Genomic DNA, 25,715 nt, shown 5'->3' with positions numbered 1-25,715 from the left:
AATGGGCCGATGGTAGCGCGATCGCAGCCTCTCGGCCAGGGGAGAGCCCAAAACTTTCCTGCTGGCGTTGCTCAGTCAAGGCTAGAGTCAGGGCTAGACGATCGCCAGCGGAATGATCTATGTATGGAACGTATAGCCCGGCAGGTGAGAACCATAGATCAGGTCCAAGGTTTTGACTCTAGGGTGTCAATGGTTAAGTTTTCATGGCCAAGAGCACCAGCAGTTCTATAGGTGTGCAGTACAGTGTTGATTATCTGGCCATCATCCTTGCCAAATATATAGATAGGTTTTTAGAACCCGCTCCGCTACAGATTGATCCTGTAGGTTAAAAAGAGCTCAACCGCGATTGCTAACGATATCCCCCAGTGCCAGCAGCCCTATGTCAACCCTTGTTATTGTCGAGTCTCCTACTAAGGCCAAAACGATTCGCAACTATCTCCCGGCGGGGTACAGGGTTGAGGCGTCTATGGGGCACGTGCGCGATTTGCCGCGATCGGCCAGCGAAATTCCTGCCAATGTCAAGGGCGAAAAATGGGCTCAGCTAGGGGTCAATCCGGAAGATGACTTTGCGCCGCTGTACATCGTGCCCAGCGACAAAAAAAAAGTCGTCAAAACCCTCAAAGACGCCCTCAAGAACGCCGACGAACTACTACTAGCCACTGACGAAGACCGCGAAGGTGAGAGCATTAGCTGGCACCTGCTTCAAGTGCTCAACCCCAAGGTGCCTACCCGGCGCATGGTGTTCCACGAAATCACCCAAGAGGCCATCCAGGCCTCCCTCGACAACTGCCGCGACATTGATAGTCAGCTGGTGCATGCCCAAGAAACCCGCCGGATCTTAGACCGCCTGGTGGGCTACACTCTCTCGCCTCTGCTGTGGAAGAAAATTGCTGGCGGCCTCTCGGCTGGTCGGGTACAATCGGTCGCCGTCAAGGTGGTCGTTAAGCGTGAGCAAGAACGCCGCGCCTTCCGGCGAGGCTCCTACTGGGATCTCAAAGCCAGTCTGCTCAAAGACAAAAATGCCTTTGAGGCCAAGCTCTACTCCCTCGGCGGTACCCGCCTGGCCAACGGCAGCGACTTCGATGAGTCTACCGGGCGTGTGGCCGAGGGCCGCGAGGTGGTGCTGCTTGACGAGGCTCAGGCCCAAGACCTGCAAACCCGCCTGCAAGCCGGGGTCTGGACGGTCAGCAATCTCGAAGAACGCCCCAACACCCGCAAACCCTCACCGCCCTTCACGACCTCCACCCTGCAACAGGAGGCCAACCGCAAGCTGCGGCTCTCGGCCCGCGACACCATGCGGGTAGCCCAAAACCTCTACGAGCAGGGTTACATCACCTACATGCGTACCGACTCGGTGCATCTGTCGGAGCAGGCGATCGCCGCTGCCCGCGCCTGCGTCACCACCAAGTACGGCACCGACTACCTCAGCCCCAAACCCCGCCAGTACGCCACTAAGTCGAAGGGTGCCCAGGAAGCCCACGAGGCTATTCGCCCCGCTGGCAGCACCTTTAGAACCCCTAAAGAAACTGGCCTGACCGGTCGCGAAGCCGCCCTCTACGACCTGATCTGGAAGCGCACGGTGGCCAGCCAAATGGCCGAGGCCCGCCAGACCAACATCACCGCCTCCATTGAGGTGGAAAACGCCATTTTCCGGGCTACCGGCAAGCGCATTGACTTCCCTGGCTTCTTTCGCGCCTACGTCGAAGGCTCCGACGACCCCGATGCGGCGATCGAAGATCAAGAGGTGCTGCTGCCGGCTCTGGCTACGGGAGATGCCCTCAGCTGTACCAATCTAGATGCCATTGGCCACGAAACGCAGCCTCCGGCGCGCTACACCGAAGCCACCCTGGTCAAAACCCTAGAGAGTGAAGGCATTGGTCGCCCCAGCACCTACGCCACCGTGATCAGCACGATCATCGATCGCGGCTACGTCAACCTGGTCAACAACAGCTTGATCCCCACGTTTACGGCCTTTGCGGTAACCGAACTGCTCGAGCAAAATTTCCCCGATCTGGTGGATGTGCACTTTACGGCCCGAATGGAGCAGACCCTCGACGATATCTCCACAGGCGAAGTCGAATGGCTGCCCTACCTGAAGGCCTTTTACTCTGGAGATCAGGGGCTAGAAACCCTAGTGCACGAGCGCGAAACCCAGATTGACCCCACCACCGCCCGCACGGTGTTGCTAGACGATCTAGAGGCCAAAATTCGCATTGGTCGCTATGGCCCCTACGTTGAGATTGGCACCGGCGAAGAGTCGGTGAAGGCTTCGATTCCTGCCGATGTGCCCCCCGCCGATTTGGATGGCGAACACATTGAGCGGATCATCAAGCAAAAGGTTGAAGGCCCCGACAAAGTCGGCCTACACCCCGACACCGGGGAACCGATCTTTATGCGCATTGGCCCCTACGGCCCCTACGTGCAGCTAGGCGAACCTACCGACGATAACCCAAACCCCAAGCGGGCTTCTTTGCCCAAGGGCACTCAGCCCGAGGCAGTTACCTTGGAGATGGCGGTGGGGCTGCTGCAACTTCCCCGTAACCTGGGTGCCCATCCAGAAACGGGCAAGTCCATCAAGGCCGGGCAGGGTCGCTTTGGCCCCTATATTGTGCATGACCAGGGCAAGGAAGGGCGCGACTATCGTTCGCTCAAAGGCGATGACGACGTGTTGACTGTCACCCTAGAGCGAGCTCTAGAGCTGCTGGCTCAGCCTAAAGCCGGGCGGGGCCGTAAAAAAGTTGATCCCCTTAAGGAGTTGGGGGCTCACCCTGACGATAATGAGCCAGTGGCGGTGTTTAATGGCCCCTACGGTCTCTACGTTAAGCATGGCAAAATCAATGCCTCAGTGCCCGAGAACACCGAGCTAGATTCAATTTCTTTAGAAGAGGCCCTCAGCTGGATTAACGCCAAGGCATCAACTAAAAAGACTAAAGGCGGCAGCAAAAAAACGACCACTTCCCGTACGACCAAAACGGCTGCGGCCAGCAAAGCCAGTGGCACCAAGAAAACCACTAAGGCAACTAGCACCAAAGCGTCTACCACTAAGGCGTCTGCCACAAAGTCTGGTACAGAAGCGAAGAAGGCTACGCGATCGACGGCGGCTAAAACCACCAAGACTACAACCCGCAAAGCCACGTCTAAAAAAGCTACTGACCCAGCCCCAGAGCCTGAGGCTTAGTCCGACGACTAGCGCATGGGGATGGATAGTCAAAGCCCCAGGTTCATCAGAGAACCTGGGGCTTTTGAAGAAATGTTGGCGATCGCGATTAGTAAACCACACCCCGGTACCGTCGTACGGTAACACCTTCGGCCAGTTTTTCGTCGGAGGCTACGGGTTTAGGTAGGGCGCTAGACTTAACCGCTGGTGGGGGTGAGGCTAACGTTTCCTTCGTAGGTTTGCGGGCTATCCCATTGCCCAGAGCCCGTAGCCCAGAGGTCACCCAGTCGATATCGTTGAGAGGGTCAGCAGAGGGCTTACCCGTCTCCTGAGAGCTTGTCAAGGTCAATCCGCTGCCCTTTGTGGGTAGTGGGATGGGCTTGGCCGAGGCGGGGGCGGTGCTGGCCTGGGACAGATTTAGCTGGCGGCGAATGTTCAGTAGCACCGTCAGCAGCGCTTTTTCGTTGAGGAACGGGTAGTCGAGGCTGCTGAGAATGCGCTTAGTGTTTTCCGTAGCGCCGCTCATCAGGGTGTTGCGATCGAAGCCACCCAGAAATTCGGTTGCTCCCTGCTGCTTGGCCCATCGTCGCTCGGTATCAGAGATATGTAACTGACGGCAGCGGGTTAAAAAGATCTGGATGTGGGGATGGGTATCGCGGCACCATCGACAAAATTCGTAGGGGTTGAGTTCTGGGGCCTCGGTATCCAGCACGATGATGTCAGGGAGAGTAAGCCCGGCGCTGGCAATCTGACTTACGCAGTCGGCCAAGTCGCTTTTGGCCGGCTCTAAAATAACGGCTAATTTTTGCGACTTGAGTAGGGCTTGCCACATTAGCCCCTGAAGGCGGTTAGATTGAACAACGAAAGCCAGTTTCTGCGGTGCATCCACGAAAAAAATCCCCTAAACGTGCATCCAAACTAAATTCTGGTTTGACGATAACAGCTACACAACGCTTCAACCCTAACCTCAAAGCCTGGTCAAGGCGATTAAAAACTGACTCAAAGCGATCGCTCCAGTGGCAGTATCTAGAACCGACAGGTGGCCCAACTTACCAGCTTTGGGGATCAAACACGCTTAGAGCGGCTTGGAAGAATAACCCTGATTACAGCTACGCTAATCATCCCTCAAAGGGAAGAATTAGCGGTGTTTACTTAAATGTAGTTGCGATTTGTCTTTCAAAAAAGACAAGCCCGCTACATAACTGAAAAAAAGAATCAGTTTGTCCACTGGTGACCCTAGAGATTTGCTCAGCTTGGCTGCTCTCGATCGCGTTAGACATATGGCTGTCTGACAGACTGAGGCTGCTCAATGCTACGAGTCACTTGCTGAGGGCTAGGAGGCAGATCGCCATAGTGGTTGCGAATGAACCGCTCAAACTCAGCCATTAAGGCTGGGTCTCGCCAGCCCCGCTCGACCTCTTCGCCCATAATGCGCAGCGATTCTTCGATGGAGAAGGCTGGTTTGTAGGGGCGATCGTGGGTTAAGGCGTCGAAAATGTCGATGAGCTGAAAAATCTGTGCCAGTCGGGGAATGGCTGCCCCAGCTAACCCATCGGGGTAGCCGCTGCCGTTCCAGCGCTCGTGGTGGTGGCGAATGATGGGCAATACGCCCTGCATGGTGCGCAAGGGGCGGCAAATTTCTTCGCCAATGGCGACGTGCTGTTCCATAATCGTGCGCTCGGCAACGGTGAGTGGGCCGGTTTTGAGTAGCACGGCGTCGGGGATGCCCACTTTGCCGATGTCGTGGAGGTAACCTGCCCAGGCCAAATCGCGAATATGGGCGGCAGATAGCCTCAGGTATTCGCCAAGGCTGCGCCCCAGGCTGACGAGGCGATCGCAGTGGTCACCGGTATTGGGATCGCGGCTCTCGATCGTGCGAGCGATAGAAAACAGCACCTTTTCGGCGTGGTCGAGATCTTCGTTGAGACGTTTTTGGTGAATTAGCGACTTGACTCGGGCCGATAGTTCGAGCTGGTCAAAGGGCTTGGTTAGAAAGTCGTCGCCGCCCGCTTCAATGCCCCGCAACCTGGCTTCGCGATCGCCTAGGGCCGTCACAAACACCACGGGGATCAGCCGAGTATTGTCATTTTCCTTGAGCTGGCGACAGACCTCATAGCCGTCAAGGCCAGGCATCATCACATCTAGCAAAATCAGGTCAGGTTGGTGCTGAAATACCCGGCTGAGGGCACTTTGGCCACAGTTGGCCTGCTCTACCTGGTACCCCTCCACCGACAACAGGGCAACGGCAGTCATGCGGCTAGGGGCGTGATCATCGACCACTAGCACGCGGGGCGGCAAAGAATTTCGGTAGGGCACAGCGACAACCATGAAAATGGCAACAACCGGTCAAAGGACGGATCTCTTTAGCCTATCGAGCAGGGAGGGTGTTTGGGTGCGGGGGTTAGCCACCGCTTGCTTGAGAGCGAGGTTTGAACTACGTCTCAAATGTTGTCAGTGAATGTTGTCAGTGGTAGGTGGCTGCTAAGGGATGGGTAGCCTATCCGTTGCCTTGGGATCGCGGTTTGAAGCGCTACCCATACCTGATTCTATGTCAGCAAAAGTTTGCCCTAGAAACCTCCAGATCTATCATCACCCATCGCCAATGGTTACCGATCGCAATTGGAGTAATCAGGTATTTTGATCCCCAGTCTCCCGGTTTAAAGCGAGAATTAAGAAACATGTCGATTGCTAAACTCAGTTTGGCTTAGAACCGCAGTGCTCAATCTTGCCCATTGCCCTTGTCCTTCAGGAGAGCGTGTGAGGGTGAAAATGGCTCCCGGTTCCTCAGTGAACGAGGTTTAAACTTTAGAATTGAGCTTGATCTCTCGAGTTAGCAGCACCTAATTTTGCAGGAGGTTCTCCATGGTTGTAGCGGCACCAGCGCAAAAGCGCCTCACCATTCAGGTCGAAGGGGTAGCTGACGACACCACTACCATTCGCTCCCTCGATTGGGATCGCGATCGCTTCGACATTGAGTTCGGCCTGCAAAATGGCACTACCTACAACTCTTTCATTATTCGCGGCGAGAAAGTCGCCCTGGTCGATACTTCCCACGCCAAGTTTCAGGAGCTGTACCTCAAGACCCTAACGGGCGAAATTGACCCCAAAACCATTGATTATTTGGTGATTAGCCACACCGAGCCCGACCACAGCGGCCTAGTGCGCGATGTGCTAGAGCTGGCTCCCCAGGTGGTGGTGGTGGGGTCTAAGGTGGCGATCGCTTTCCTCGAAGACTTGGTGCACCACCCCTTCGAGCGCATAATCGTCAAAAACGGTGACACCCTAGAGCTAGGCAACGGCCACACTCTAGAGTTTGTCAGCGCCCCTAACCTGCACTGGCCCGACACCATCTTCACCTACGACCACAAAACCGGTGTGCTGTTTACCTGCGATGCCTTTGGCCTGCACTATTGCAGCGATGCCCCCTACGACGAAGATTTAGAGGCGATTTCCCCCGATTTTCGCTTTTACTACGAGTGCCTGATGGCTCCCAATGCCCGCTCGGTGCTGGGGGCAATGAAACGTATGGATGCTCTGCCCCCCGTGAATATGGTGGCTACGGGCCACGGCCCCCTGCTGCGCTACAACGTGGGCGAGCTAACGGGCCGCTATCAGCGCTGGAGCCAGGAAAAAACGAAGGCCGAAGATTTAGTCGCGGTGTTCTACGTATCTGACTACGGCTATAGCGATCGCATTTCCCAGGCGATCGCTCGCGGTATTACCAAAACCGGTGTCGCCGTCGAAATGATGGACATGCGCTCCGCCGATCCCCAAGAGGTGATGGAGTTGGTGAGTCGCTCTAAGGGCTTAGTTGTTGGCATGCCCCCCGTTGCCGGGGTAAGGGCTCAGGAAACCCAGACCACCCTGGGCACGATTTTGGCGGCAGTGCACGGCAAACAAACTATTGGCCTGTTTGAATCCTACGGTGGTGACGACGAGCCGGTCGATCCCTTGGCCAACAAGTTTCAAGATCTAGAACTGATCCAAGCGTTTGCGCCCATTCGCATTAAAGACAGCCCCACCGAAGGGCTGTACCAGTCGTGCGAAGAGGCGGGCACCGACCTGGGCCAGAGCCTCGCCCAGGCGGGCAAGCTCAAGAAACTCAAATCTCTCGATGCCGACCTTGAAAAGGCCCTGGGCCGCATTAGCAGCGGGCTATATATCATCACCGCCAAAAAGGGTGAACTGTCTAGCGCTATGTTGGCTTCCTGGGTGTCTCAGGCCAGCTTTCAGCCCCTGGGCTTTACGGTGGCGGTGGCCAAAGACCGCGCCATCGAGTCGCTGATGCAGGTGGGCGATACCTTCGTGCTGAATATTCTTGAAGAGGGTAAGCACCTAGGGCTGATGAAGCATTTTCTCAAGCGGTTTGCCCCCGGTGCCGATCGCTTTGCTGGTGTGCGCACCCGCCCAGCTACCAATGGCTCACCCCTGTTGGCCGATGCCCTGGCTTACATTGAGTGCGAAGTGACTACTCGTATGGAAGTCAGTGATCACTGGATTGTGTATTGCACGGTGCACGACGGTAAGGTGTCTGACCCTGAAGGTCAGACCGCTGTGCATCACCGCAAGGTTGGCACCTACTACTAAGCTAAAATCGCCGGCAACCCAGCCATGGTAGGACGGCTATCCCACCAGTAGCCACCGTAGGGTGGGCACTGCCCACCATTAGGGAGAAAGTTGTCTAAAAATCGCCTAAGTCGAGATTACCCAGGATCCCAGCTCCGGTTGGATAGCCGTCCTACCAGAGCTAAATGACGCTGAAGTTGTGGGCTAGCCGTCCCGGCTGTCTAGTGCGGCTTTTCCACGGCTACGTGCAGAGCAAAGCTACAGACAACGCGATATTTCTCGGCATTTCTCAGCTTTGGAGTAGTGAAGTCTTCTAAGATTGAGTACCCCAGATTCTTTGAGGTCTTTTGTTGTCGTCCTTCGCTGCGATCGCTGTCACCCCCGCCGGGTTTAAGTCTCTGCTGCCCCTGGTCACCGGTCTCCCCGCCGATCTGTGGGTTTCTCCTAGCCTCGTTGCCGATGCAGAGGCACTAGGTGTGACGGTGCAGGTCTGCGATCGCTCCCTTAAAGACACCCTGGTTGATTTGTGGACCGCCTACGACGGCGTGATCTTTGCCCTCGCCACCGGGGCTGTAGTGCGGCTAATTGCGCCGCTGCTGACCGACAAAGCCACCGATCCCGCTGTGCTCGTGGTGGCGGAAACTGGTGATCAGGTGATTAGTCTCTGCGGCGGGCACCAGGGCGGTGGGGATGCCCTCACTCGTCAGGTCGCCCATCTGCTTGGGGCCGTGCCAGTAATTACTGGATCCTCTCCAGCCCACGGCCTGCCAGGGGTGGATGTGCTGGGGGTGCCCTTTGGCTGGAGCAAGGGCAGCGGTGACTGGACAGGGGTGAGTGCCGCGATCGCCCACGGTAAACCCGTCGAAATTTTTCAAGAGGCTGGTTCTACGCTCTGGCAAGACCATTTGCCAGAGGGCCATCCCTTGGTGTTTGAGGCGGTAAAATCTCCGGTGGCAAGGCTCTGGATTAGTCCGATTCAGCGGCGGTTTGCTCCCGACGGCACCTTGCCCAAGGCCCAGTGGCACCCCCGCGTATTATGGGTGGGGGTAGGTTGCGAACGGGGCACGCCCCAGACTGTGATTGCGGCGGCGATCGAGCGGGTGTGTCGGGCCGGGCACTTTGCCTTAGAGGCGATCGCAGGCATTGCCAGTCTTGACCTCAAAGCCGATGAAGTGGGGTTAGTCGCCCTCTGCACCGAACGCCAGTGGCCTCTACGCTGCTTTACCGCCGAGGAGCTGAAGGCCATTCCGGTGCCCAACCCGTCCACGGTGGTGGAACAGGCGGTGCAGACCCCTAGCGTGGCCGAGGCCGCTGCCATTTTGGCTGCAACGGGGGCGGGGGGCGGCCAACTGCGGGTGGCCAAGCAGGTGGTGCGGCTGGAAGGGCAGCCGGGGGCCGTGACAGTGGCGATCGCCCAGGCCGAGCGCGAGTACATTCCCCACCCTGGCCATCTAGCGCTGGTAGGCACCGGCCCCGGCGACTTGAACCAAATCACTCCCGCCGCCAAACAGGCGATTGCTCGGGCCGATGTGGTCATTGGCTACGGCCTCTACATCGACCAAATTCGCCCCCTGTGCCGCCCTGGCCAAATCGTTGAACCCTGGCCCATCACCCAAGAGCGCCAGCGGGCCGATCGCGCCATTGACCTGGCTCGCTGGGGGCTGAGCGTAGCGGTCGTGTCGTCGGGTGACTGCGGTATCTATGGCATGGCGGGGCTGGTGCTAGAGCAACTCCAGGCCACCGGCTGGGATGGGGCAACGCCTTCGATCGAAGTCTTTCCCGGAATTTCAGCCCTGCAGGCGGCGGCGGCGCGGGTAGGAGCCCCTCTCATGCACGACTTCTGTGCCATTAGCCTCAGCGATCTGCTGACTCCCTGGGAGGTGATTGTGAAACGGCTGGAGGCGGCGGCCCAGGCCGATTTTGTGGTGGCACTCTACAATCCCAAATCTAAAACTCGCACCGAGCAAGTCGCGATCGCCCACCGCATTTTGATGGCTCACCGCGCCCCGACCACCCCTGTAGCGGTGGTGAAATCGGTCTACCGACCCGATGAAACTATCCATCGCACCACCTTAGCCAACCTCCTAGAGGCCCCCATCGATATGCTGACGGTGGTGTTAATTGGCAACCAGAGCACCCAGCGCCACGGCCCCTGGCTAATCACCCCTCGAGGCTACAACGCTAACCTCCGTTAGCCGGATCTTAAAAACTTTCATGTGAATCGTCCCCGCAGGGGATATAGCTAACTTTTCTGCTCCAGAGGATGCCATCGAACTGAGGTTAAAGGATTGGTTTTTCTAAAAGCTCAGGCTCACCCCGCAGGGCGTCTAGGCTGCGCCGCAGGTCTTCACCATGAAGCCACCCCACATAGCCAGCATAGAGACAGTCGCCCTGGGCTGATGCAAGGAAGACATGATCAATGCCAAAGGGGCTACGCCACAGGTGAATGCTAGTGCCGTCGGTAAAGGTGTGCCAGGGGGTAGACCGGGCAAAGTCACGCAGATGGGCATCGGTCATGCCCGGTATTTGGCGTAGCCGGTTGACCAGGGGGTGCGGTATCAGCGGTTCACTCAGCCGCTTCCCTGCCCAAAAATCCTGAATGTGCTCAATCACCTGGGGATGACAGCGCATCGCTGCGTGGCTCAGCCCTGGTAAATAGACAAATTGGGCATTGGGTACCCGAGTGCTCTCTACCGTAATCGTGCCGTCGCTACCACCATCAATGTCTCCGGCGATGGTCAAGGTGTTGATGGCAGCGGCAATGCGGCCTGCTAGGGGGCGGCGGTCTTTGCCCAGGTCAGCGGCAACTCCCAGCCCCACCTTGAGCGGGTCTAAAATGCGGCCCAGGTCTGCCCCGCCCACCGGAGAAGCGACCAGCACCAAAAAATCGACCCGGTCCCACCAGTCTGGATGGCGATTGAGCACCTCTAGCCAAATCAACCCGCCCATGGAGTGGCCCACAATGCGCAGGGGTAGCTCGGGCTGCTGGGCCAGAGTAGCTGTCGCCAGAGTCTCAACCTGATCAATCAGAGGAGCTATCCGCAGCCAGGTCATGGCGTAGTCTAAACAGGGGGCCATGATCTGCGCCTCGTCCTTGGCGGTGAGAGCAGTAGCCAACGCCATCATCGACTGGTTGGTATCAGCCCAGCCGTGCTGTGTAAACAGAAGGTATGGCCTAGGCATGGGTAACGGGTTAGGTGAGGGTTTTGCGGGTAGCTAGGGCAGCACTCAGTAGTGAACCCCCGCTCAACAGTAGGCTAATCCCAACGTATAACCCAATGAGCCACATCGCACCGAAGGGCCATCGGTTAAAGACCAAAATGCCCAAAATTAGCGTGAGAATGCCGTTGATCGCCACAAACCACGACAGCTTGTGCCCCACTCGGTAAACAAAGGCCATGGCAATGGTGAAAAAGCCCTCAGCAATAAACAATAGGCCCAAGGCAAAAGCAAACACCACCGCCGACTTAACTGGGTTAAACCCGATATACAACCCAGCGATGACGTAGAGAGCACCGACCACCAGGTTTAGCCATAGGCCCTTAAGGGGTTGGGCCTTAAAGGCCTGAACAATCTGTAAAATGCCGCTCACCAACACCAGCCACCCGATCGCAGCGGTGAAAACGGTAAGGGCAACTCCGGGCATCAGAATTGCCACCACTCCTAACAGCATTAAACCCAGGCTGAGGGCCATAACCCAGCCCGTCGCCGCTTTCACCTCAGTACTCAATTGAGGGTCTATCACCATGACCTACGCCTCGATGACTTAATAGTCTGCGGATTAAAAAATTGAACCTAAACTAGTGGAATATTGATATCCCACCACGGCCAGCTTCATGCTCGATGCGTGTTGCCAGTTCAGCAACCTTATACCCTACTTCTATAAAGCAACGCTATCCCCTCTTTGAGATAGCTGCGGCTAGCTGCCAAACAGCGATGAAACCTCTCTAGACCCATTGCCCTTGCCCTATGACCTATACTCGCAACCTAGTCACGGCGGACTGGCTAGCCCATCACTTAGACGACCCCAGGGTAGTGGTGGTGGACTGTCGCTTTGCTCTGGCTGACCCCACCCAGGGGCAGCACCAGTATGCCGATAGCCACATTGCCGGTGCCTGGTATTTAGACCTCAACCAGGCTATGTCTAGCTCGGTGCAGGCCCACGGCGGTCGTCATCCCCTGCCTGACTTCAATACCTTTAGCGATCGGCTCACAGCTATGGGTGTGGTATCGGAAGGGCCAGGGGCTACTCTGGTGGTCGCCTACGATGATTCACGGTTTGCCTTTGCCGCCCGGCTTTGGTGGCTACTGCGCTACTTGGGCCATGACGACGTCGCCGTGCTCGATGGCGGCTGGTCGGGGTGGGTGCAGGGGGGCTATCCCACCAGTTCAGAAAGGCCTATGCCCCGAACTGGCTGCTTTGTGCCTGCGCCCCGCGCCGACTGGATTGTCGATATTGACACCGTGCGCCGCCGTAAAGATGACGAGGGGGTGATGCTGATTGACTCGCGATCGCCCGAACGCTACCGTGGCGAGGTTGAACCTATCGACCCCGTAGCGGGAAGCATTCCTGGCGCGGTGAACTACTTTTGGCAAGACGTTTCTGAGACCAATGGCCTGATGAAATCGCCAGCGACCTTAGCCCAACACTGGGCCGATATAGATGAGGCCGAAGAGGTGATCGTCTACTGCGGCTCGGGGGTGACAGCCTGCGTTAACTTGCTCAGCCAAACGGTTGCTGGTCGTCCTATGGCCAAGCTTTACCCCGGCGGCTGGAGTGATTGGTGTTCTTATCCCTAGACTTAGAGTGCGAAAACCATAGGGCTGAGGCCAGGTTGCCAAGGTTCGCTCCCCAAGGGTAGAAAGTACCTAACCCTGCCCCCATACTCCTCAACCCCTCACCGCTGGCCCTAGTCTGACTGGAGGGGCAACGCTGGGGTGGGGTCTTCTGAGTCGGCGACCCGATCGCCACCCCGGCTTTCTAGCTCCGCAATAGTTGGCACTTTGCCATTGGTGGCAGGGCTGGGTTCGTCTAGCGTGGGTGCTTCGACCCGCTTTGAGAAGCCCCAGGCAAAGACCAGGGCAATCACCAGTACCATGGCCCATTCTGGCGGTACCAGGGTGGGGTCGATCACCCGCACTAGCAGGCGAATGCCCACAAAGGCCACGGTGATAAAGCCGGCATCCTCTAAATGCTCAAATTCTTCTAACCAACGAATAAACAGCCCCGCCATAAACCGCAGGGTAATGATGCCAATCGTGCCGCCCAGCAAAATCACCACTACATCTTTAGATAAGGCTAGGGCGGTGGTCACACTATCAAGCGAAAAGGCCAGGTCGGTAAAGGCAATTACCGGGATAGCCTGGAGTACGGTGGCAAACCGAGGCCCATGGTGATGGGCGGCTTCGTCAGAGTCCGAGGTGAAATGCTTAAACACAAGCCACAGCAGGTAAGCCGCTCCCATCACCTCAAACTGCCAAAATTGCAGCACCCAGCCTGCTGTCAAAATCAGTGCCACCCGCAAAATGAATGCGATCAGCAACCCGTAGTTTAAGGCCCGTCGCTGCATAGCTTCGCTCTCTAGACCTTGGGCGATCGCAGCTAGAGCGATCGCATTGTCGGCTGACAGCACCGCCTCTAGGGCAATCAGCACCGGCAGCAACAGTAGGGTATCGACCCCAAAGTTTGTAGAGATGTCGAGTAGTCGATCTAGCATTAGCTCAGTTCAACCGCCTAGGGCAGCAGACAAATAGTTCAGGGGAAAGGTATCGGCTGGCTGGTTTATCCGGCCCTCGGTCGCAGGCTGTTAAGGGAATTTCCCTCGCCTACTCTGACCTGGGCGCATTGGGCCAGCGGCGCAATGGTTTCAGTTTAACGTGCCCCACTTCCTTAGAATAGTACGGTTACCATCCACCCGCAGGGGAGACTTACAGCGTGCTGAGTTCGCTGCTGACGCAATTTCGACAACAGTATCCCCAGGGCAGTCTGACCTCAGACCTGGTGACAATTCACGATGGGTTGTATGTAGTGCGGGCTTGTGCCGGGGCTGAGGAGGGCATTCTCGCCAGTGGGTTTGGGGCGAATACAACCCTAGAGCTAGCAGAAGACACGGCGACCACCCGTGCCCTAGAGCGCCTAGGGTTGGCTGCTCCCCAGGCGACTAACCGCCTGCCTCAGGCTGATGTTGCCCCGCAACCTTTGCCTGCTTCTCCGGCCACCTTGCCAGGGGCGACCCGTGTCTTGTCTGCCAACGATTCAGCCCCCGTGGCCTCAGGTGATTTAGACCAGGGGCAGGCTGATCAGGCTAGTAGTCAGGTAGAGCTACCAACGGCGATCGCCCCGCTAGAGCCAGATCTAGAGCCTCAGCCCCATCTGTTTACCCCAGAACCACTTACCCCAGAACCACCTCTACCAGGGGTAGCCCCACCGTCGCTACAGCCAACAGCCGCTCCCAATCTGCCGTTTCCTGCTCCAGATCTGCCGCTCCCTGCGCTAGATGATTTTGCTGACGAGTTTGTGACCTTAGGAGCTGGGCCAGTTGCCCCCGTCGATCTCTCAGACATTATTGCCCAAACCGATGTAGAGCTTCAGCGGTTGGGCTGGGGCGTTAACCAGGGCCGCGAGTTTTTAGAGAAGACCTACGGCAAGCGATCGCGCCACGATCTCACCGACGAAGAACTGCTGGAGTTCTTGCTCTACCTCGAAACCCAACCCACCCCCGGCAGACCCTAGCCGCCGAGTCCTTGGGTTAGGCAATAAAAAGCCCCCAGAGCGGGGGCAAGGGGCCAAAGCCTTGGCTGTTAAGTAAAGGTTTACATGACTGCCAATGGGCGGGCACCTACTGACGTGCGATCGATCACCTGGTCAATTAGGCCATACTCCACCGCTTCGTGGGGGCTCATAAAGAAGTCGCGCTCGGTATCTTGGGCGATTTTTTCAATAGGCTGGCCAGTGTTGTTGGCGATCGCCTCGTTTAGCTGCTTTTTCAGGTAAAGAATTTCCTTGGCCTGAATCTCAATATCCGTAGCTTGCCCCTGGGCACCGCCGAGGGGCTGGTGAATCATAATCCGGGAGTTGGGCAGGCTCATGCGCTTGCCCTTTTCGCCAGCCGTCAGCAAAAAGGCTCCCATGCTGGCCGCTAGACCCACGCAGATGGTGCACACCTGGGGCCGAATGTGGTTCATGGTGTCGTAGATACCCAGACCCGCACTCACCGACCCACCGGGGGAATTGATATAGAGATAAATATCTTTGTCTGGATCCTCAGCTTCGAGAAACAGCATCTGGGCCACAATCAGATTGGCCGAGTCAGCGGTGACTTGCTGGCCTAAAAAGATGATTCGCTCTCGCAAAAGACGGGAATAAATGTCAAACGCGCGTTCGCCACGCCCGGATTGCTCAATAACGGTTGGAATCATGAGGATCAGCCACTTGTACTGCTTTACCTGATTCTAGCGACTTGTGTTCACCAGGGGGATGCCCGATTGGAGGGATAGCCGAATCTACCGCACCACAGCCCTCAGAGACCGAGCTTCTGTGGCTATGCCAGGGCTTGGCTACCCTCAATGCCATCAGCTCCGATCGCTAGGATCGTCCCAAAGCGCATGGAAGCCGCCGGTCATCTAAAGACGATGCCTGCGTGAAGCTCCGGTGTGCCTGCCCAAAGCCGATCTGGGCGACGCTGAGGGGGGCACGGTTTGTTATTCTGGCAACCATAACCCCTTTGTAGGCGCAGCCCATGGCCGTCAGCGTAGATCACATTTTGCGGTGGAAGCAGACGGATCGCCCGGCTCAGCCCCTAGCCGTGCTCACTGCCTGGGACGTGATGTCGGCGCAAATTGTCGATGCGGCAGGGGCCGACATTGTGCTGGTGGGCGATTCGTTGGCCATGGTGGCCTTGGGCTACGACACTACTCTGCCTTTAACTATGGAAGACATGTTGATCTGCGCCAAGGCGGTGCGGCGGGGGGTAACCAATGCTCTGGTGGTCGTTGATCTGCCCTTTCTCAGCTATCAGACCAGCGGGTCAGATGCCATTCGCGCAGCGGGTCAGATGCTGAAGATTGGGGCCCAGGCGGTGAAGTTGGAAGGGGGCCATGGGGAGGTCGTTGAAACGGTGCGTCGCTTGGTGCAATGGGGCATTCCTGTCATGGGCCACGTGGGGCTGACGCCACAGTCGGTAAACCAGCTGGGTGGCTTTCGCAAGCAGGGGAAAACCCAGGCCGAGGGCGATCGCATTCTCACCGAAGCCAAAGCCCTGGAGCAGGCGGGGGCGTTTTCTATTGTGTTAGAGCACATTCCGTCCGAGCTGGCCCGCGACATCACTAAGGCGCTGAGTATTCCTACCATTGGCATTGGGGCGGGGGTGCACTGCGACGGTCAGGTGCTGGTGACGGCAGATGTGCTGGGGCTATCGGCCTGGCAGCCGCCCTTTGCCAAGGTCTATGCCAACCTGAGACAGCAGGCTATTGAGGCGGCTCAGCAGTTCTGTGGAGAGGTGCGATCGGGGCAGTACCCCGGATGACAGGTTCGAAGCAATACCCAGGGTGAAATTCCGTTAAGCTAGGAAAGCTGGGCAGAGACGATTTATTACGGTTGATTTCTAAGCTATGACCACAAGCCTTCAATTTAAGTACGACGTTAAAGATATTTCCCTGGCCGCCCAGGGCAAGCAGCGGATTGAGTGGGCCGGGCGCGAGATGCCTGTGCTGCGCCAGATTCAAGATCGTTTTGCCCAAGAGAAACCCTTGGCAGGTATTCGAATTTCGGCTTGTTGTCACGTCACCACGGAGACAGCTCACCTGGCGATCGCCCTCAAAGCAGGCGGTGCCGACGCCATTCTGATTGCTAGCAACCCCCTCTCTACCCAAGACGACGTTGCGGCCAGCTTAGTGGCCGACTACGGCATTCCCGTCTTTGCTCTGCGCGGCGAAGACAGCGCCACCTACCACCGCCACGTCGAAACCGCCCTTGACCACCGCCCCAACATCATCATCGATGACGGTAGCGACGTGGTTGCCACCCTGGTCAAAGAGCGCCAGGCCCAACTGTCTGACATCATCGGCACCACCGAAGAAACCACCACCGGCATTGTGCGTCTGCGGGCCATGTTCAATGACGGCGTGCTCAGCTTCCCGGCGATGAACGTCAACGACGCTGACACCAAGCACTTCTTCGACAACCGCTACGGCACCGGCCAGTCTACCCTCGACGGCATTATTCGCGCCACCAACGTGCTGCTGGCCGGTAAAACCGTGGTTGTGGCTGGCTACGGCTGGTGCGGCAAAGGCACCGCCATGCGGGCAAAGGGCATGGGGGCCAACGTCATCGTCACTGAGATCGACCCGGTGCGCGCCATTGAAGCGGTAATGGATGGCTTCCGAGTGATGCCGATGGCTAAGGCGGCTACGGTGGGTGACCTGTTCATCACCGTCACCGGCAACAAGCATGTGATTCGCCGTGAGCACTTCGAGGCGATGAAAGACGGCGCGATGGTCTGTAACTCCGGCCACTTCGACATCGAAATCGACCTGAAGTCTCTGGGTGAGATGGCCAGCGAAGTTAAGCAGGTGCGCAACTTCACTCAGCAGTACATGCTTGGCAACGGCAAGTCGGTGATTGTGCTGGGCGAAGGTCGCCTAGTCAATCTGGCCGCCGCCGAAGGTCACCCCAGCGCCGTAATGGACATGAGCTTTGCCAACCAGGCCATGGCCTGCGAATACCTGGTGAAGAACAAAGGCTCCCTCGAACCGGGCCTGCACTCCATCCCCGTTGAGGTAGATAAGGAGATTGCTCGGCTGAAACTGGTGGCTATGGGCATCGAAGTCGATAGCCTCACTCCTGAGCAAGAGATCTACATTAACTCTTGGACCGTAGGCACCTAAGCGATTCGAGTTCTAACCCAGGCCCCAGAGTTTCTGAAAACTCTGGGGCCACTTCTATTAAATAACCCCCGATGCCAAGGCACCGGGGGCTGTTTAGTATAAAGAGTTCGCTATAGGTTGCGCGAAGGCCGCCGTATCTGTACCTAGAATGCCCCAAAGGCCATCGATTCGTCACGCTTGCCTCGGCATCTTCATGGCAGGTTGGTCAAAGGGTAGCCGTCGCCAAGAGTTTGGCCAAATGTGACGCCTGTCACTTACAAGGCTCCGTTAGCCAATGCTATAACGGTTGGCTGCATCGCTATCTCCAGGGTGTAGATGCAGCGTGAATAGAACGACTCATCAACAAAATGAACGGCCTCAAGGTTAATGCTAAAGGGCGAATTCAGAGTGGTTACAGAATGGCCCTGAGGGATGTCGGTGATCTCTAACCGGCGGTAGTGCCTTTGATGGCAACAACGCGTCTATCTTGAGAAAATCGTCAAAAACCGTTGCGGGCGAACAACGCTACAGAGTGAACTGTCTAAACTATTCACTAACTTGCGTCTCCATCGACTCTGAACGTGATTCGTCACCGATTTCAGCCCAGTCCTACCGGCTTTTCCCCAATCTATGGTCGCCTGACGGGGCAGATTTCCGCTGCTCCGTTGTCGCTCTGGTCTATAAACAGGGCAGTTTTTGGCTGATAGGCCTGTCGCCAGCGGTGGAGCGAGTTGTCTGTAAACCTCGTTTTTATTCCCCGTTTAACCATGAGCTATAGCTTTGACATCATTGGCATTGCCCCGGTGCTGCAATTCTTCAACCACCAGCAGCAGGTAGAAACAACGCGCGATCGCAGCCAGGCCTATCTGGGCAGCTACTGCTGCACCCTTGATGCCTTTATTGAAGCCACCGAGGTGGTGCACCGCAAGCCCGATTGGGATTGGGATGCGATCGTCAGCACCATCGTTGCCTTCTGGCTGAACCAAGAGAAAGATGTGCGCCATTGGAAGCAGCAGTTTGCCACCGCCGAGGGCAGCCAAAACCTAATTGTGGCCCGCGTCGTCAACTACGACAGCCTCCGCCACGAGTTTGAAACTCTGTTTGACGGCTGAGAGCAAGGCTAAGATGTAAAGAACATGCCAGAATAAAGGCTGAATTTACCCTTTGGTATTACCATCCCGTTGATCAGGCTCCTGGCTAAAATCCGTGATATCTTCCTGCGCTGGTGGGGCGACTTCACTCTACAGACTCGGCTCATGGCCGGGGCAACGTTAGTGGTGTCGATGATTACCAGTGCGCTCACCTTTTGGGCTGTCAACACCATCCAAATGGATGCTCGCCTCAACGACACCCGTTTTGCTCGTGATCTGGGGTTGTTGCTGGCTGCCAACGTCGCCCCCCTGGTCAACGAGGCCGATCGCACCGAATTGGCCCGGTTTTCCTACAGCTTTTACCAGAGCACCTCTAGCGTGCGTTACATGCTCTACGCCGACGAAAATGGCGACATTTTCTTTGGCATTCCCTTCTCTGAATCGGCAGTGCAAAACTCGCTCTCTCTTAGACGGCGGATGCAGCTGCCTGAGGGCTATGCCCAAAACACCGATCGCCCCCTGGTGCGTCAGCATGTTACCCCCGCTGGTGAAGTCACTGATGTGTTTGTGCCGCTCAACTACAACGGCACTCACCTGGGTGTGCTGGCCTTGGGCATTAACCCCAACCCCACCGTGGTGGCCTCGTCGCACCTGACGCGCGACGTTACCATTGCCGTGTTTGTCTCAATCTGGGTGATGGTGATTTTAGGCGCGGTGTTTAACGCCCTCACGATTACCCAACCGATTAAAGAACTGGTGCTGGGGGTGAAAAATATTGCCGCTGGCAACTTCAATCAGCGCATTGACCTGCCCCTGGGCGGCGAACTGGGGGAGCTTATCTATAGCTTCAACGACATGGCCGAGCGCCTAGAAAGCTATGAAGAGCAAAACATTGAGGAACTTACCGCCGAAAAGGCGAAGCTTGAAACCTTAGTCTCAACCATCGCTGACGGCGCTATTCTGCTCGACAGCGACATGCACGCTGTGTTGGTCAACCCCACCGCCCGCCGCATCTTTGGATGGGATGATCAGATTCTAGATGGCCGTAATATTTTGGAGCATTTTCCCAGTCCGGTGCGAGTACAGCTAACTCGCCCTTTGTTTAAAGCGGTCAAAGGTGAGGCCGAGGCCATGGAATTTCGAGTGCCGATCACCGAGCCCAGCCATCGCACCCTGCGGATTTTGCTCAACACTGTGCTTGACCAGGCCAAAGAGAACGTTAAGGGTTTAGCGATTACGGTGCAAGATATTACCCGTGAGGTGGCCCTGAACGAGGCTAAAGCTCAGTTTATTAGCAACGTTTCCCACGAGCTGCGTACGCCGCTGTTCAATATCAAGTCCTTCATCGAAACCCTGCACGAGTACGGCGAAGACTTGAGCGATGGCGAGCGCAAAGAATTTCTCGAAACCGCCAACCACGAAACCGATCGCCTTACCCGCCTGGTCAACGATGTGCTCGACCTGTCGCGCCTAGAGTCGAGTCGCCAGTACCAGATCGAAGCGGTCGATATTGTGCAGCCCATTGAGCAGACCCTGCGTACCCACCGGCTCAATGCCCGCGATAAACAGATTGAGCTTTTGCAAGACGTAGAACCTAACTTGCCCCCGGCCATGGGCAACTATGATTTGCTGTTGCAAGTGTTCAGTAACCTAGTGGGCAACGCTTTGAAGTTTACTGAACCCGGTGGTCAAGTGATGTTGAGGGCGCATCAAATTGTTTCTCCCAGCGAAGACCCTGGTCAGTCTGGCTATATTCGGATAGAAATTTCTGACACTGGCATTGGCATTGCCCCTGAAGATCAGCAGGCTATTTTCGATCGCTTCTTTCGGGTCGAAAACCGCGTCCATACCTTAGAAGGCACTGGCCTGGGGCTCTCTATTGTCAAAAACATTATCGAAAAGCACAGCAGCCAGGTGCATCTGGTCAGCGAGGTGGGTGTTGGTACCACTTTCTGGTTTGATGTGGCGGCCTATCAGTCCGATGCGATCGAAGTGTTGGCTCAAGATACCACCCATAGCGACGGCGGCAAAGATTTAGCGATCGCTGCCATCAGCCCTGCGCCTACGGATGCTTCGCTGATCGCTCCCAAGCCTGATTAAACGATTTGCCTAGGCTTTGTAGCCTTGTAGGGTGGGCACTGCCCATCAGCGGTCACCCTACTTCTCAACCTGAAGGTGTAGCCAGGGCTGTAATTGCTCAAACAGGTGTTGTACCAAAGCCAGATCTTTCACGCCAGGACTCTGCTCTACCCCACTAGAGAGGTCAATGCCGTCAGGTTTGAGGGTCGAGAGCGCCGTGGAGATATTCTCAGGAGTGAGCCCGCCTGCCAGCATCCAGGGGCAGGCGGGTCTAAACGACACCAGAGCATCCCAATCTAGGGTTAGCCCCGTGCCGCCCAGCTGGTCGGGATGGTAGGCATCGAGCAGCAGCGCATCGACATAGGGGGCATAGGTTTCGGCCCTTGCTAGGTCGGCGGTGGTGCGTACGCGAATTGCTTTGATCAGGAAGATGCCAGGTAGTTCGGCCAGTAGTTGTTGGCACTGCTCTAGGGTTTCTTGACCGTGGAGCTGAAGGTGGCTGAGGTTGGCTTGACGGGCGATCGCGCCTATGTCTGCTAGGGACGCATCGGCAAACACGCCGACGGTTTTGGTCACCACTCCAGCCGCATCGAGCGCTTGAGTAATGTCTGCTAGAGCGGCGGGGGCCAGGTAGCGAGGCGACTGGGGTACGCAGATAAAACCCAGATGCGTAGCCCCGTGGCGGGCGATCGCGATCGCCTGCTCCGCCTGGGTAATGCCACAAATCTTGACCCGCATGTTAACTCTATTAAACATTCCGTTGGGGGGGTGCCGTCAGATTTTTATAATCCAACCATAGCCGAATGCCCACCATGGCCTAGACCGTGCGCGGGGCGATCGCTTTAAATTCTGTTTCTCAAGCCCCAATTTTAGACCTCTAGCGGAGAAATAACATTGCTGCTTTCTAACCTGCTTGCTGCCTACACCGTGCCTACCACCCCCGAGTGGTCGTACAAAGTAGCGCTGATCATGATTACCTGCAACCTGTTTGTGCTGGCCATTGGCAAATATGCCATTCGCAAGCCTGGGGCAGGACCAGCACTACCCGTGGGCTTACCGATGTTGTTTGAAGGCTTTGGTCTACCTGAGCTGCTGGCGATCGCCAGCTTTGGCCACATTTTAGGGGCAGGCATGATCCTAGGCATGGGTAACGCCGGGCTACTGTAGCGTTTCTGTAACCCGGTCTCCGGCGAGTTATTGGGCCGATTGATAGAATAAGACCATATCCCAGACCTAAGCCCCCAACTAATGGGTGTGGCTAAGGGTCTGGGTTGGCGTTAAGAGGTTAGGGCGATGCAATCCAGCTGGCGTATTGGGGCTATCTTAGGCATTCCCCTATTTATCGATAGCTCTTGGTTTATCATTTTGCTGCTGGTGACGGTGTCCTATGGTCTAGAGCCTAGCTGGCACTCGGCCTGGGGCAGCTTAGCCTGGGTGATGGGGTTTGCCCTGGCGCTGCTATTGTTTGCCTCGGTGCTGTTGCACGAACTGGGCCACAGCCTTGCGGCTAAGGGTCAGGGCATCGCGGTTAACTCAATTACGCTGTTTCTGTTTGGCGGCATTGCCTCTATCGACAAAGAGTCAAAAACTCCCGAAGATGCGCTCAAGGTGGCGATCGCTGGTCCTTTGGTGAGTTTTGGCCTGTTTCTGTTGCTAACGGCCTTCTCCCAAATTCCAGCCCTGCCCACGCCTATATCAATCATTACCGGTAGCGTCGCTCAGATTAACCTGGTGCTGACGCTGTTCAATATGATTCCTGGCCTGCCCCTCGACGGCGGCCAGGTGCTCAAAGCCCTGGTATGGAAGGCAACCGATAGCCGTATCAAAGGCATTCGCTGGGCCGCGCGATCGGGCCAGCTATTGGGATGGGTAGCAATTACCTTTGGTTTAGTCATGGCTCTGGTCTACCAGGCCTTCTCTGGCTTTTGGATCGCCGCCATCGGTTGGTTTGCCCTGCGCAACGCGGCTGCCTACAACCAGGTGACCAACCTGCAAGAGGCCATGCTGGCCCTCACCGCAGGCGATGCTCTGGCCCGCGACTTTAAGGTGGTAGACGCTACGATGTCGCTCCGGCAGTTTGCCGACACCTACCTGCTCGACGAAAACCGTCCTCCCGCCTACTTTGCCGCTTCCGATGGGCGCTACCGCGGGCTAGTTAGCATTGACGATATGCGGGCGATCGAGCGCAGTCAGTGGGAAACCCTACCTCTCAGCCACATCGCTAAGCCCCTGCTAGAGCTTCCCTCTGTGCGAGAGAGCACGCCCCTAACCGCTGCTATTGACCAGCTCGAAGCGCTTCAGTTGCCTCGGCTAACGGTGCTGACCCCCGCCGATGCCGTCGCTGGCACCCTTGATCGAGGCGATGTGGTGCGGGCGATCGCCGATCGTCTGGGTCTACGGGTTTCCCCCGCCATGATTCAGCAGATTAAAGAAGAAGGCCAGTACCCGCCGGGGTTGCAGCTGCCCTCGATCGCAAAATCGGTGCTTGAAGAAGCGAACGCATAAGGAGAACTATCGTGTAGGGCCGTCTTTTGACCCCCAGGCCCTACACCTGCTCCTTAAGACCCCGCCTAACCCATGCCAAATTCTGCCACAAGGGCTTCATCGGAGTCGTCAGCGATGGTAGCTACAATCGTCAGTAGCCGAGAAATTTCGGCGGCAGAAATATCTTTGAGAATGCGGCTCGAAATCACCAGCACTTGGTTGCCAGAGATACCAAAGCGGGCTTCTAGGGTTTCGTTACAGTTTTTCTCAAGCAATAGCTTCATGAGCTGAGATTCGTTTTTGGCGGGCAGCGTCAGCACGGGTGACCAAGCTGTGAGGGTATCGGCTTCGGTTTCGCCGGTTAGCTGCACATATACCTCTACGCTGCCATACTTAAACCGCCACAGATGGCCCTCGGTAGTCTGGCTCACCATTGCCCCATCGCCCTGATCGAGGCTGGTAATCACCGCCTCAATGGTTTCTAGGTAAGTCGCTGTCTCCAAGCCATCCTCAGATAGTGAGCTGGCGTAAGACAGTTCCATATCCATTGTCTCGTTAGCCATAACAAACCCTTGGTAGCTGTTGTCGAACTAAAAAACTACGGCAGAATTACTCTGCTCATTGCCGCCTAACCTGCTTACCCCTGCAAAGAGAGGTGTGGCGCTGAGCAATCGCTGAACCTTGAGGCGATCGCTGCACCTTCCCAACTGTATCCCCTTGCGCTTTCTCTGGCCATCCCCCTGTGGGTTATCGGCACGCCTGCGTGCTCTTGAGGAGCGATACGGGTGTATAGGCTCTGCCGCCGAGGCAACGGCAAACCTAGAAACTGCCAGTCAGGCCAGAGGTGCTAGCGGGTTCTGTGTCTATCTCATACTGAAACTGGTCTTCTAGCGTATCAAAGCTATATTCTTTGACCTGGGGCACTTGGGGGGGAACCTCAAACCCGTTAACGCTACAGGCTTTGCGCCGTTCGGGTCGCGACGAGTAGCGACAGAGATGCTCAATAAAGTGAAACACCACTTTGGGGTCAGACCACTGCATTTCGGCCCGCTGCTTGAGAATAATCAGGGCTTCTTTATCGCTCATCGAACTGCGCCACCCCTTCCGCTGCCGACAGGATACCCAGGCGTTTAACACCTGAAAAATGCGGGCCAACGCATTGGGCGGAATCGCCCGCAGATGATACTGCTCTAGCACGTCAGCCACTTCTGTGAGGCCAGCATCCTTAGCCAGTTCGGCGCTGGCATTAAACAGCACCTCCATTTGAGCAACGGCTTCGCTGTGATCAAGGTACTCTTGCCTGAGATTTTGATCGTCGAGATAAATAGCGCCTAAGTTTTTGAAATGGGCTGCCAAGAAAAGAGTTTTTTTGTCGCGATCGTTTAACCCAGCAATCGTGCCGTAGGCTAGGCACAGATCGGCCAAAAAAATAGATTCTTCAAACAGCCAGGGCTGTCTGCGCTTGAGCAGGCTGCGCAGTAGTTTAATAAAGCTGTGGAAGCTCGGGTAGCTCATGGGTCAAGGGTTCCCTGAGAGGTCTGGTGGTTAACGCCGCATCGCCAGATAAAGCGTTGCAAAATATACAGAACAATAGCGAACGCGGCTAATGCTGCTCGGTCGCGGGCATTGGTCTGTCGTCAACCCCGTCTATCCTCAACTTCGATTGCCGAATCAGTAAAACCAGGTGACCACTATCTTCAGGAACCCCCCAAGTCTAAAGCAAAAGTATGGAGTGGTTAACCAGGTTTGCTACCTCTCTCAGTATCTTTAAAATCAGCATCTTTAAATTAGAGACGAATGAGATGGATAGAAGCCAACCAATCGGCCAAGCCATTGAGAATGAGCTGCACCCCGATCGCCATCACAAATAACCCCAGCAACCGGCTCATCGCTTGAATACCGCTGGCCCCTAAGGCTTTAAGCAGCAGTGTCGATGATCGTAGCGACAGGTAAATCACCAGCCCAATCAGCCCGATCGCAGCGGCGATCGCCAGCAAATTCATTGCCGTAGACACCGACAAATCGCCCCCGGCTTGGGCGGCGAGGCCCAGAGCCACCGCGATCGCCCCCGGCCCCGCCAGCAGAGGAATAGTCATGGGCATGAACGAAATATCTTTGTGCTCGTCGAGGCGGTGAGCGACATCCTGATTATCCACCTCGTTGAGCTTGGGGTCAGAGTTCATCGCTTTCCAGGCGGCATGGAACACGACAATACCTCCCGCAATGCGCACCACCGCCAGCGACACGCCAAAAAACCGCAGCACACTGCCCCCTACCAACACGCTGGCAATCAGCAGCACGACTACGTTACGAGCTATGTGCAGAGCGTAGCGATTGCGTAGGCTAGCGGGTATGCCCGTAGTCAGTACCAAAAAGATGGGCACACCCCCAATGGGGTCTACCACCGGAAACAGCGCCGCCAGGCTGCCCACCATAAAGTCTAGAAAAATGCGCACCGCTCGCTTGCCTGAGAA

At 56.4% G+C, this 25,715-nt stretch carries 22 protein-coding genes; 12 read left to right on the top strand and 10 right to left on the bottom strand.

The genetic code is table 11. The features are described 5' to 3' along the window. Positions 1–379 precede the first annotated feature (379 nt). The gene (topA, locus tag RRF56_RS15165; protein ID WP_317034008.1) at positions 380–3,178 is read left to right on the top strand and encodes a type I DNA topoisomerase; all 2,799 of its coding nucleotides are present in this window, start codon (positions 380–382) and stop codon (positions 3,176–3,178) included. 88 nt (positions 3,179–3,266) lie between these two features. On the opposite strand, the gene RRF56_RS15160 is transcribed toward topA, so the two are convergent. After that, entirely contained in the window at positions 3,267–4,046 is a 780-nt protein-coding gene (locus RRF56_RS15160) for a response regulator (protein ID WP_317034007.1), read from the bottom strand. Between the two features lie 383 nt (positions 4,047–4,429). Then, positions 4,430–5,473 carry an HD domain-containing phosphohydrolase gene (locus tag RRF56_RS15155; RefSeq protein WP_317034006.1) on the bottom strand — a complete coding sequence of 348 codons (1,044 nt, stop codon included), beginning with the start codon at positions 5,471–5,473 and terminating at the stop codon, positions 4,430–4,432. 546 nt (positions 5,474–6,019) lie between these two features. On the opposite strand from RRF56_RS15155, the gene RRF56_RS15150 reads away from it, so the two are divergent. The 3 genes from RRF56_RS15150 to cobJ all read left to right on the top strand — a co-directional run bounded on the left by RRF56_RS15150 (position 6,020) and on the right by cobJ (position 9,918). After that, entirely contained in the window at positions 6,020–7,744 is a 1,725-nt protein-coding gene (locus RRF56_RS15150; protein ID WP_317034005.1) for a diflavin flavoprotein, read from the top strand. A gap of 164 nt (positions 7,745–7,908) precedes the next feature. Next, positions 7,909–8,040 carry a hypothetical protein gene (locus RRF56_RS15145; protein ID WP_317034004.1) on the top strand — a complete coding sequence of 44 codons (132 nt, stop codon included), beginning with the start codon at positions 7,909–7,911 and terminating at the stop codon, positions 8,038–8,040. Between the two features lie 33 nt (positions 8,041–8,073). Continuing rightward, a complete protein-coding gene (gene cobJ, locus RRF56_RS15140) occupies positions 8,074–9,918 on the top strand; it encodes a precorrin-3B C(17)-methyltransferase (protein WP_317034003.1) in 1,845 nt (614 codons plus the stop codon). Positions 9,919–10,003: 85 nt separating this feature from the next. Here the strand turns inward: cobJ and RRF56_RS15135 are convergent, their stop codons facing one another. Together RRF56_RS15135 and RRF56_RS15130 are read right to left on the bottom strand one after the other, a co-directional pair. Further along, complete coding sequence (locus RRF56_RS15135) at positions 10,004–10,906, bottom strand: alpha/beta hydrolase (RefSeq protein ID WP_317034002.1); 903 nt, start codon at positions 10,904–10,906, stop codon at positions 10,004–10,006. A 10-nt stretch (positions 10,907–10,916) separates the two neighbouring features. After that, a complete protein-coding gene (locus RRF56_RS15130) occupies positions 10,917–11,471 on the bottom strand; it encodes an HdeD family acid-resistance protein (RefSeq protein ID WP_317034001.1) in 555 nt (184 codons plus the stop codon). Positions 11,472–11,692: 221 nt separating this feature from the next. Here RRF56_RS15130 and RRF56_RS15125 point away from each other — a divergent pair, with 221 nt between their 5' ends. Further along, the gene (locus RRF56_RS15125) at positions 11,693–12,523 is read left to right on the top strand and encodes a sulfurtransferase (protein WP_317034000.1); all 831 of its coding nucleotides are present in this window, start codon (positions 11,693–11,695) and stop codon (positions 12,521–12,523) included. Positions 12,524–12,633: 110 nt separating this feature from the next. On the opposite strand, the gene RRF56_RS15120 is transcribed toward RRF56_RS15125, so the two are convergent. Then, positions 12,634–13,440, bottom strand: a complete 807-nt coding sequence (locus tag RRF56_RS15120) for a TerC family protein (RefSeq protein WP_317033999.1) — start codon at positions 13,438–13,440, stop codon at positions 12,634–12,636. Positions 13,441–13,658: 218 nt separating this feature from the next. On the opposite strand from RRF56_RS15120, the gene RRF56_RS15115 reads away from it, so the two are divergent. Continuing rightward, positions 13,659–14,456 (top strand): hypothetical protein, encoded by a 798-nt coding sequence (locus RRF56_RS15115; protein ID WP_317033998.1) that lies wholly within the window; start codon positions 13,659–13,661, stop codon positions 14,454–14,456. A gap of 80 nt (positions 14,457–14,536) precedes the next feature. On the opposite strand, the gene clpP is transcribed toward RRF56_RS15115, so the two are convergent. After that, positions 14,537–15,142, bottom strand: a complete 606-nt coding sequence (gene clpP, locus RRF56_RS15110) for an ATP-dependent Clp endopeptidase proteolytic subunit ClpP (protein ID WP_317033997.1) — start codon at positions 15,140–15,142, stop codon at positions 14,537–14,539. Positions 15,143–15,462: 320 nt separating this feature from the next. Between clpP and panB the strand changes: the two genes are divergently transcribed. The 4 genes from panB (at position 15,463) to nblS (ending at position 20,778) form a co-directional block, all read left to right on the top strand. Next, complete coding sequence (gene panB / locus RRF56_RS15105; RefSeq protein ID WP_317033996.1) at positions 15,463–16,248, top strand: 3-methyl-2-oxobutanoate hydroxymethyltransferase; 786 nt, start codon at positions 15,463–15,465, stop codon at positions 16,246–16,248. Positions 16,249–16,333: 85 nt separating this feature from the next. Continuing rightward, entirely contained in the window at positions 16,334–17,608 is a 1,275-nt protein-coding gene (gene ahcY / locus RRF56_RS15100) for an adenosylhomocysteinase (protein ID WP_317033995.1), read from the top strand. 746 nt (positions 17,609–18,354) lie between these two features. Next, positions 18,355–18,699, top strand: a complete 345-nt coding sequence (locus tag RRF56_RS15095) for a hypothetical protein (protein ID WP_317033994.1) — start codon at positions 18,355–18,357, stop codon at positions 18,697–18,699. 69 nt (positions 18,700–18,768) lie between these two features. Beyond that, the gene (gene nblS / locus RRF56_RS15090) at positions 18,769–20,778 is read left to right on the top strand and encodes a two-component system sensor histidine kinase NblS (protein ID WP_317033993.1); all 2,010 of its coding nucleotides are present in this window, start codon (positions 18,769–18,771) and stop codon (positions 20,776–20,778) included. A gap of 57 nt (positions 20,779–20,835) precedes the next feature. Here the strand turns inward: nblS and RRF56_RS15085 are convergent, their stop codons facing one another. Continuing rightward, a complete protein-coding gene (locus RRF56_RS15085) occupies positions 20,836–21,495 on the bottom strand; it encodes a phosphoribosylanthranilate isomerase (RefSeq protein ID WP_317033992.1) in 660 nt (219 codons plus the stop codon). Positions 21,496–21,651: 156 nt separating this feature from the next. Between RRF56_RS15085 and psaK the strand changes: the two genes are divergently transcribed. Then, the gene (psaK, locus tag RRF56_RS15080; protein ID WP_317033991.1) at positions 21,652–21,924 is read left to right on the top strand and encodes a photosystem I reaction center subunit PsaK; all 273 of its coding nucleotides are present in this window, start codon (positions 21,652–21,654) and stop codon (positions 21,922–21,924) included. Positions 21,925–22,050: 126 nt separating this feature from the next. Further along, entirely contained in the window at positions 22,051–23,262 is a 1,212-nt protein-coding gene (locus tag RRF56_RS15075) for a site-2 protease family protein (RefSeq protein ID WP_317033990.1), read from the top strand. A 65-nt stretch (positions 23,263–23,327) separates the two neighbouring features. Here RRF56_RS15075 and RRF56_RS15070 read toward each other — a convergent pair whose 3' ends face one another. The 3 genes from RRF56_RS15070 to RRF56_RS15060 all read right to left on the bottom strand — a co-directional run bounded on the left by RRF56_RS15070 (position 23,328) and on the right by RRF56_RS15060 (position 25,697). Continuing rightward, positions 23,328–23,783 (bottom strand): YbjN domain-containing protein, encoded by a 456-nt coding sequence (locus RRF56_RS15070; RefSeq protein WP_410510614.1) that lies wholly within the window; start codon positions 23,781–23,783, stop codon positions 23,328–23,330. Positions 23,784–24,060: 277 nt separating this feature from the next. After that, the gene (locus RRF56_RS15065; RefSeq protein ID WP_317033988.1) at positions 24,061–24,756 is read right to left on the bottom strand and encodes a hypothetical protein; all 696 of its coding nucleotides are present in this window, start codon (positions 24,754–24,756) and stop codon (positions 24,061–24,063) included. Between the two features lie 272 nt (positions 24,757–25,028). Then, positions 25,029–25,697: a MarC family protein gene (locus tag RRF56_RS15060; RefSeq protein WP_317033987.1), complete on the bottom strand. Its 669-nt coding sequence runs from the start codon at positions 25,695–25,697 to the stop codon at positions 25,029–25,031. Between the last annotated feature and the right edge of the window lie 18 nt (positions 25,698–25,715).

It is taken from the genome of Nodosilinea sp. E11 (genome assembly GCF_032813545.1).
Lineage (GTDB): Bacteria > Cyanobacteriota > Cyanobacteriia > Phormidesmidales > Phormidesmidaceae > Nodosilinea.
The sequence above is the reverse complement of the archived record's forward strand: the minus strand, read 5'-3'. Positions and strand labels throughout refer to the sequence as shown.

What these genes read in the sequence shown, in the direction of transcription:
- RRF56_RS15130 (WP_317034001.1), bottom strand. Translation starts at nt 11,471, where the DNA reads ATGGTGATAGACCCTCAATTGAGTACTGAGGTGAAAGCGGCGACGGGC.
- RRF56_RS15065 (WP_317033988.1), bottom strand. Translation starts at nt 24,756, where the DNA reads ATGAGCTACCCGAGCTTCCACAGCTTTATTAAACTACTGCGCAGCCTG.
- clpP (WP_317033997.1), bottom strand. Translation starts at nt 15,142, where the DNA reads ATGATTCCAACCGTTATTGAGCAATCCGGGCGTGGCGAACGCGCGTTT.
- ahcY (WP_317033995.1), top strand. Translation starts at nt 16,334, where the DNA reads ATGACCACAAGCCTTCAATTTAAGTACGACGTTAAAGATATTTCCCTG.
- RRF56_RS15075 (WP_317033990.1), top strand. Translation starts at nt 22,051, where the DNA reads ATGCAATCCAGCTGGCGTATTGGGGCTATCTTAGGCATTCCCCTATTT.
- topA (WP_317034008.1), top strand. Translation starts at nt 380, where the DNA reads ATGTCAACCCTTGTTATTGTCGAGTCTCCTACTAAGGCCAAAACGATT.
- RRF56_RS15085 (WP_317033992.1), bottom strand. Translation starts at nt 21,495, where the DNA reads ATGCGGGTCAAGATTTGTGGCATTACCCAGGCGGAGCAGGCGATCGCG.
- RRF56_RS15125 (WP_317034000.1), top strand. Translation starts at nt 11,693, where the DNA reads ATGACCTATACTCGCAACCTAGTCACGGCGGACTGGCTAGCCCATCAC.
- RRF56_RS15120 (WP_317033999.1), bottom strand. Translation starts at nt 13,440, where the DNA reads ATGCTAGATCGACTACTCGACATCTCTACAAACTTTGGGGTCGATACC.
- RRF56_RS15150 (WP_317034005.1), top strand. Translation starts at nt 6,020, where the DNA reads ATGGTTGTAGCGGCACCAGCGCAAAAGCGCCTCACCATTCAGGTCGAA.
- panB (WP_317033996.1), top strand. Translation starts at nt 15,463, where the DNA reads ATGGCCGTCAGCGTAGATCACATTTTGCGGTGGAAGCAGACGGATCGC.
- RRF56_RS15095 (WP_317033994.1), top strand. Translation starts at nt 18,355, where the DNA reads ATGAGCTATAGCTTTGACATCATTGGCATTGCCCCGGTGCTGCAATTC.
- RRF56_RS15145 (WP_317034004.1), top strand. Translation starts at nt 7,909, where the DNA reads ATGACGCTGAAGTTGTGGGCTAGCCGTCCCGGCTGTCTAGTGCGGCTT.
- RRF56_RS15070 (WP_410510614.1), bottom strand. Translation starts at nt 23,783, where the DNA reads ATGGAACTGTCTTACGCCAGCTCACTATCTGAGGATGGCTTGGAGACA.
- RRF56_RS15135 (WP_317034002.1), bottom strand. Translation starts at nt 10,906, where the DNA reads ATGCCTAGGCCATACCTTCTGTTTACACAGCACGGCTGGGCTGATACC.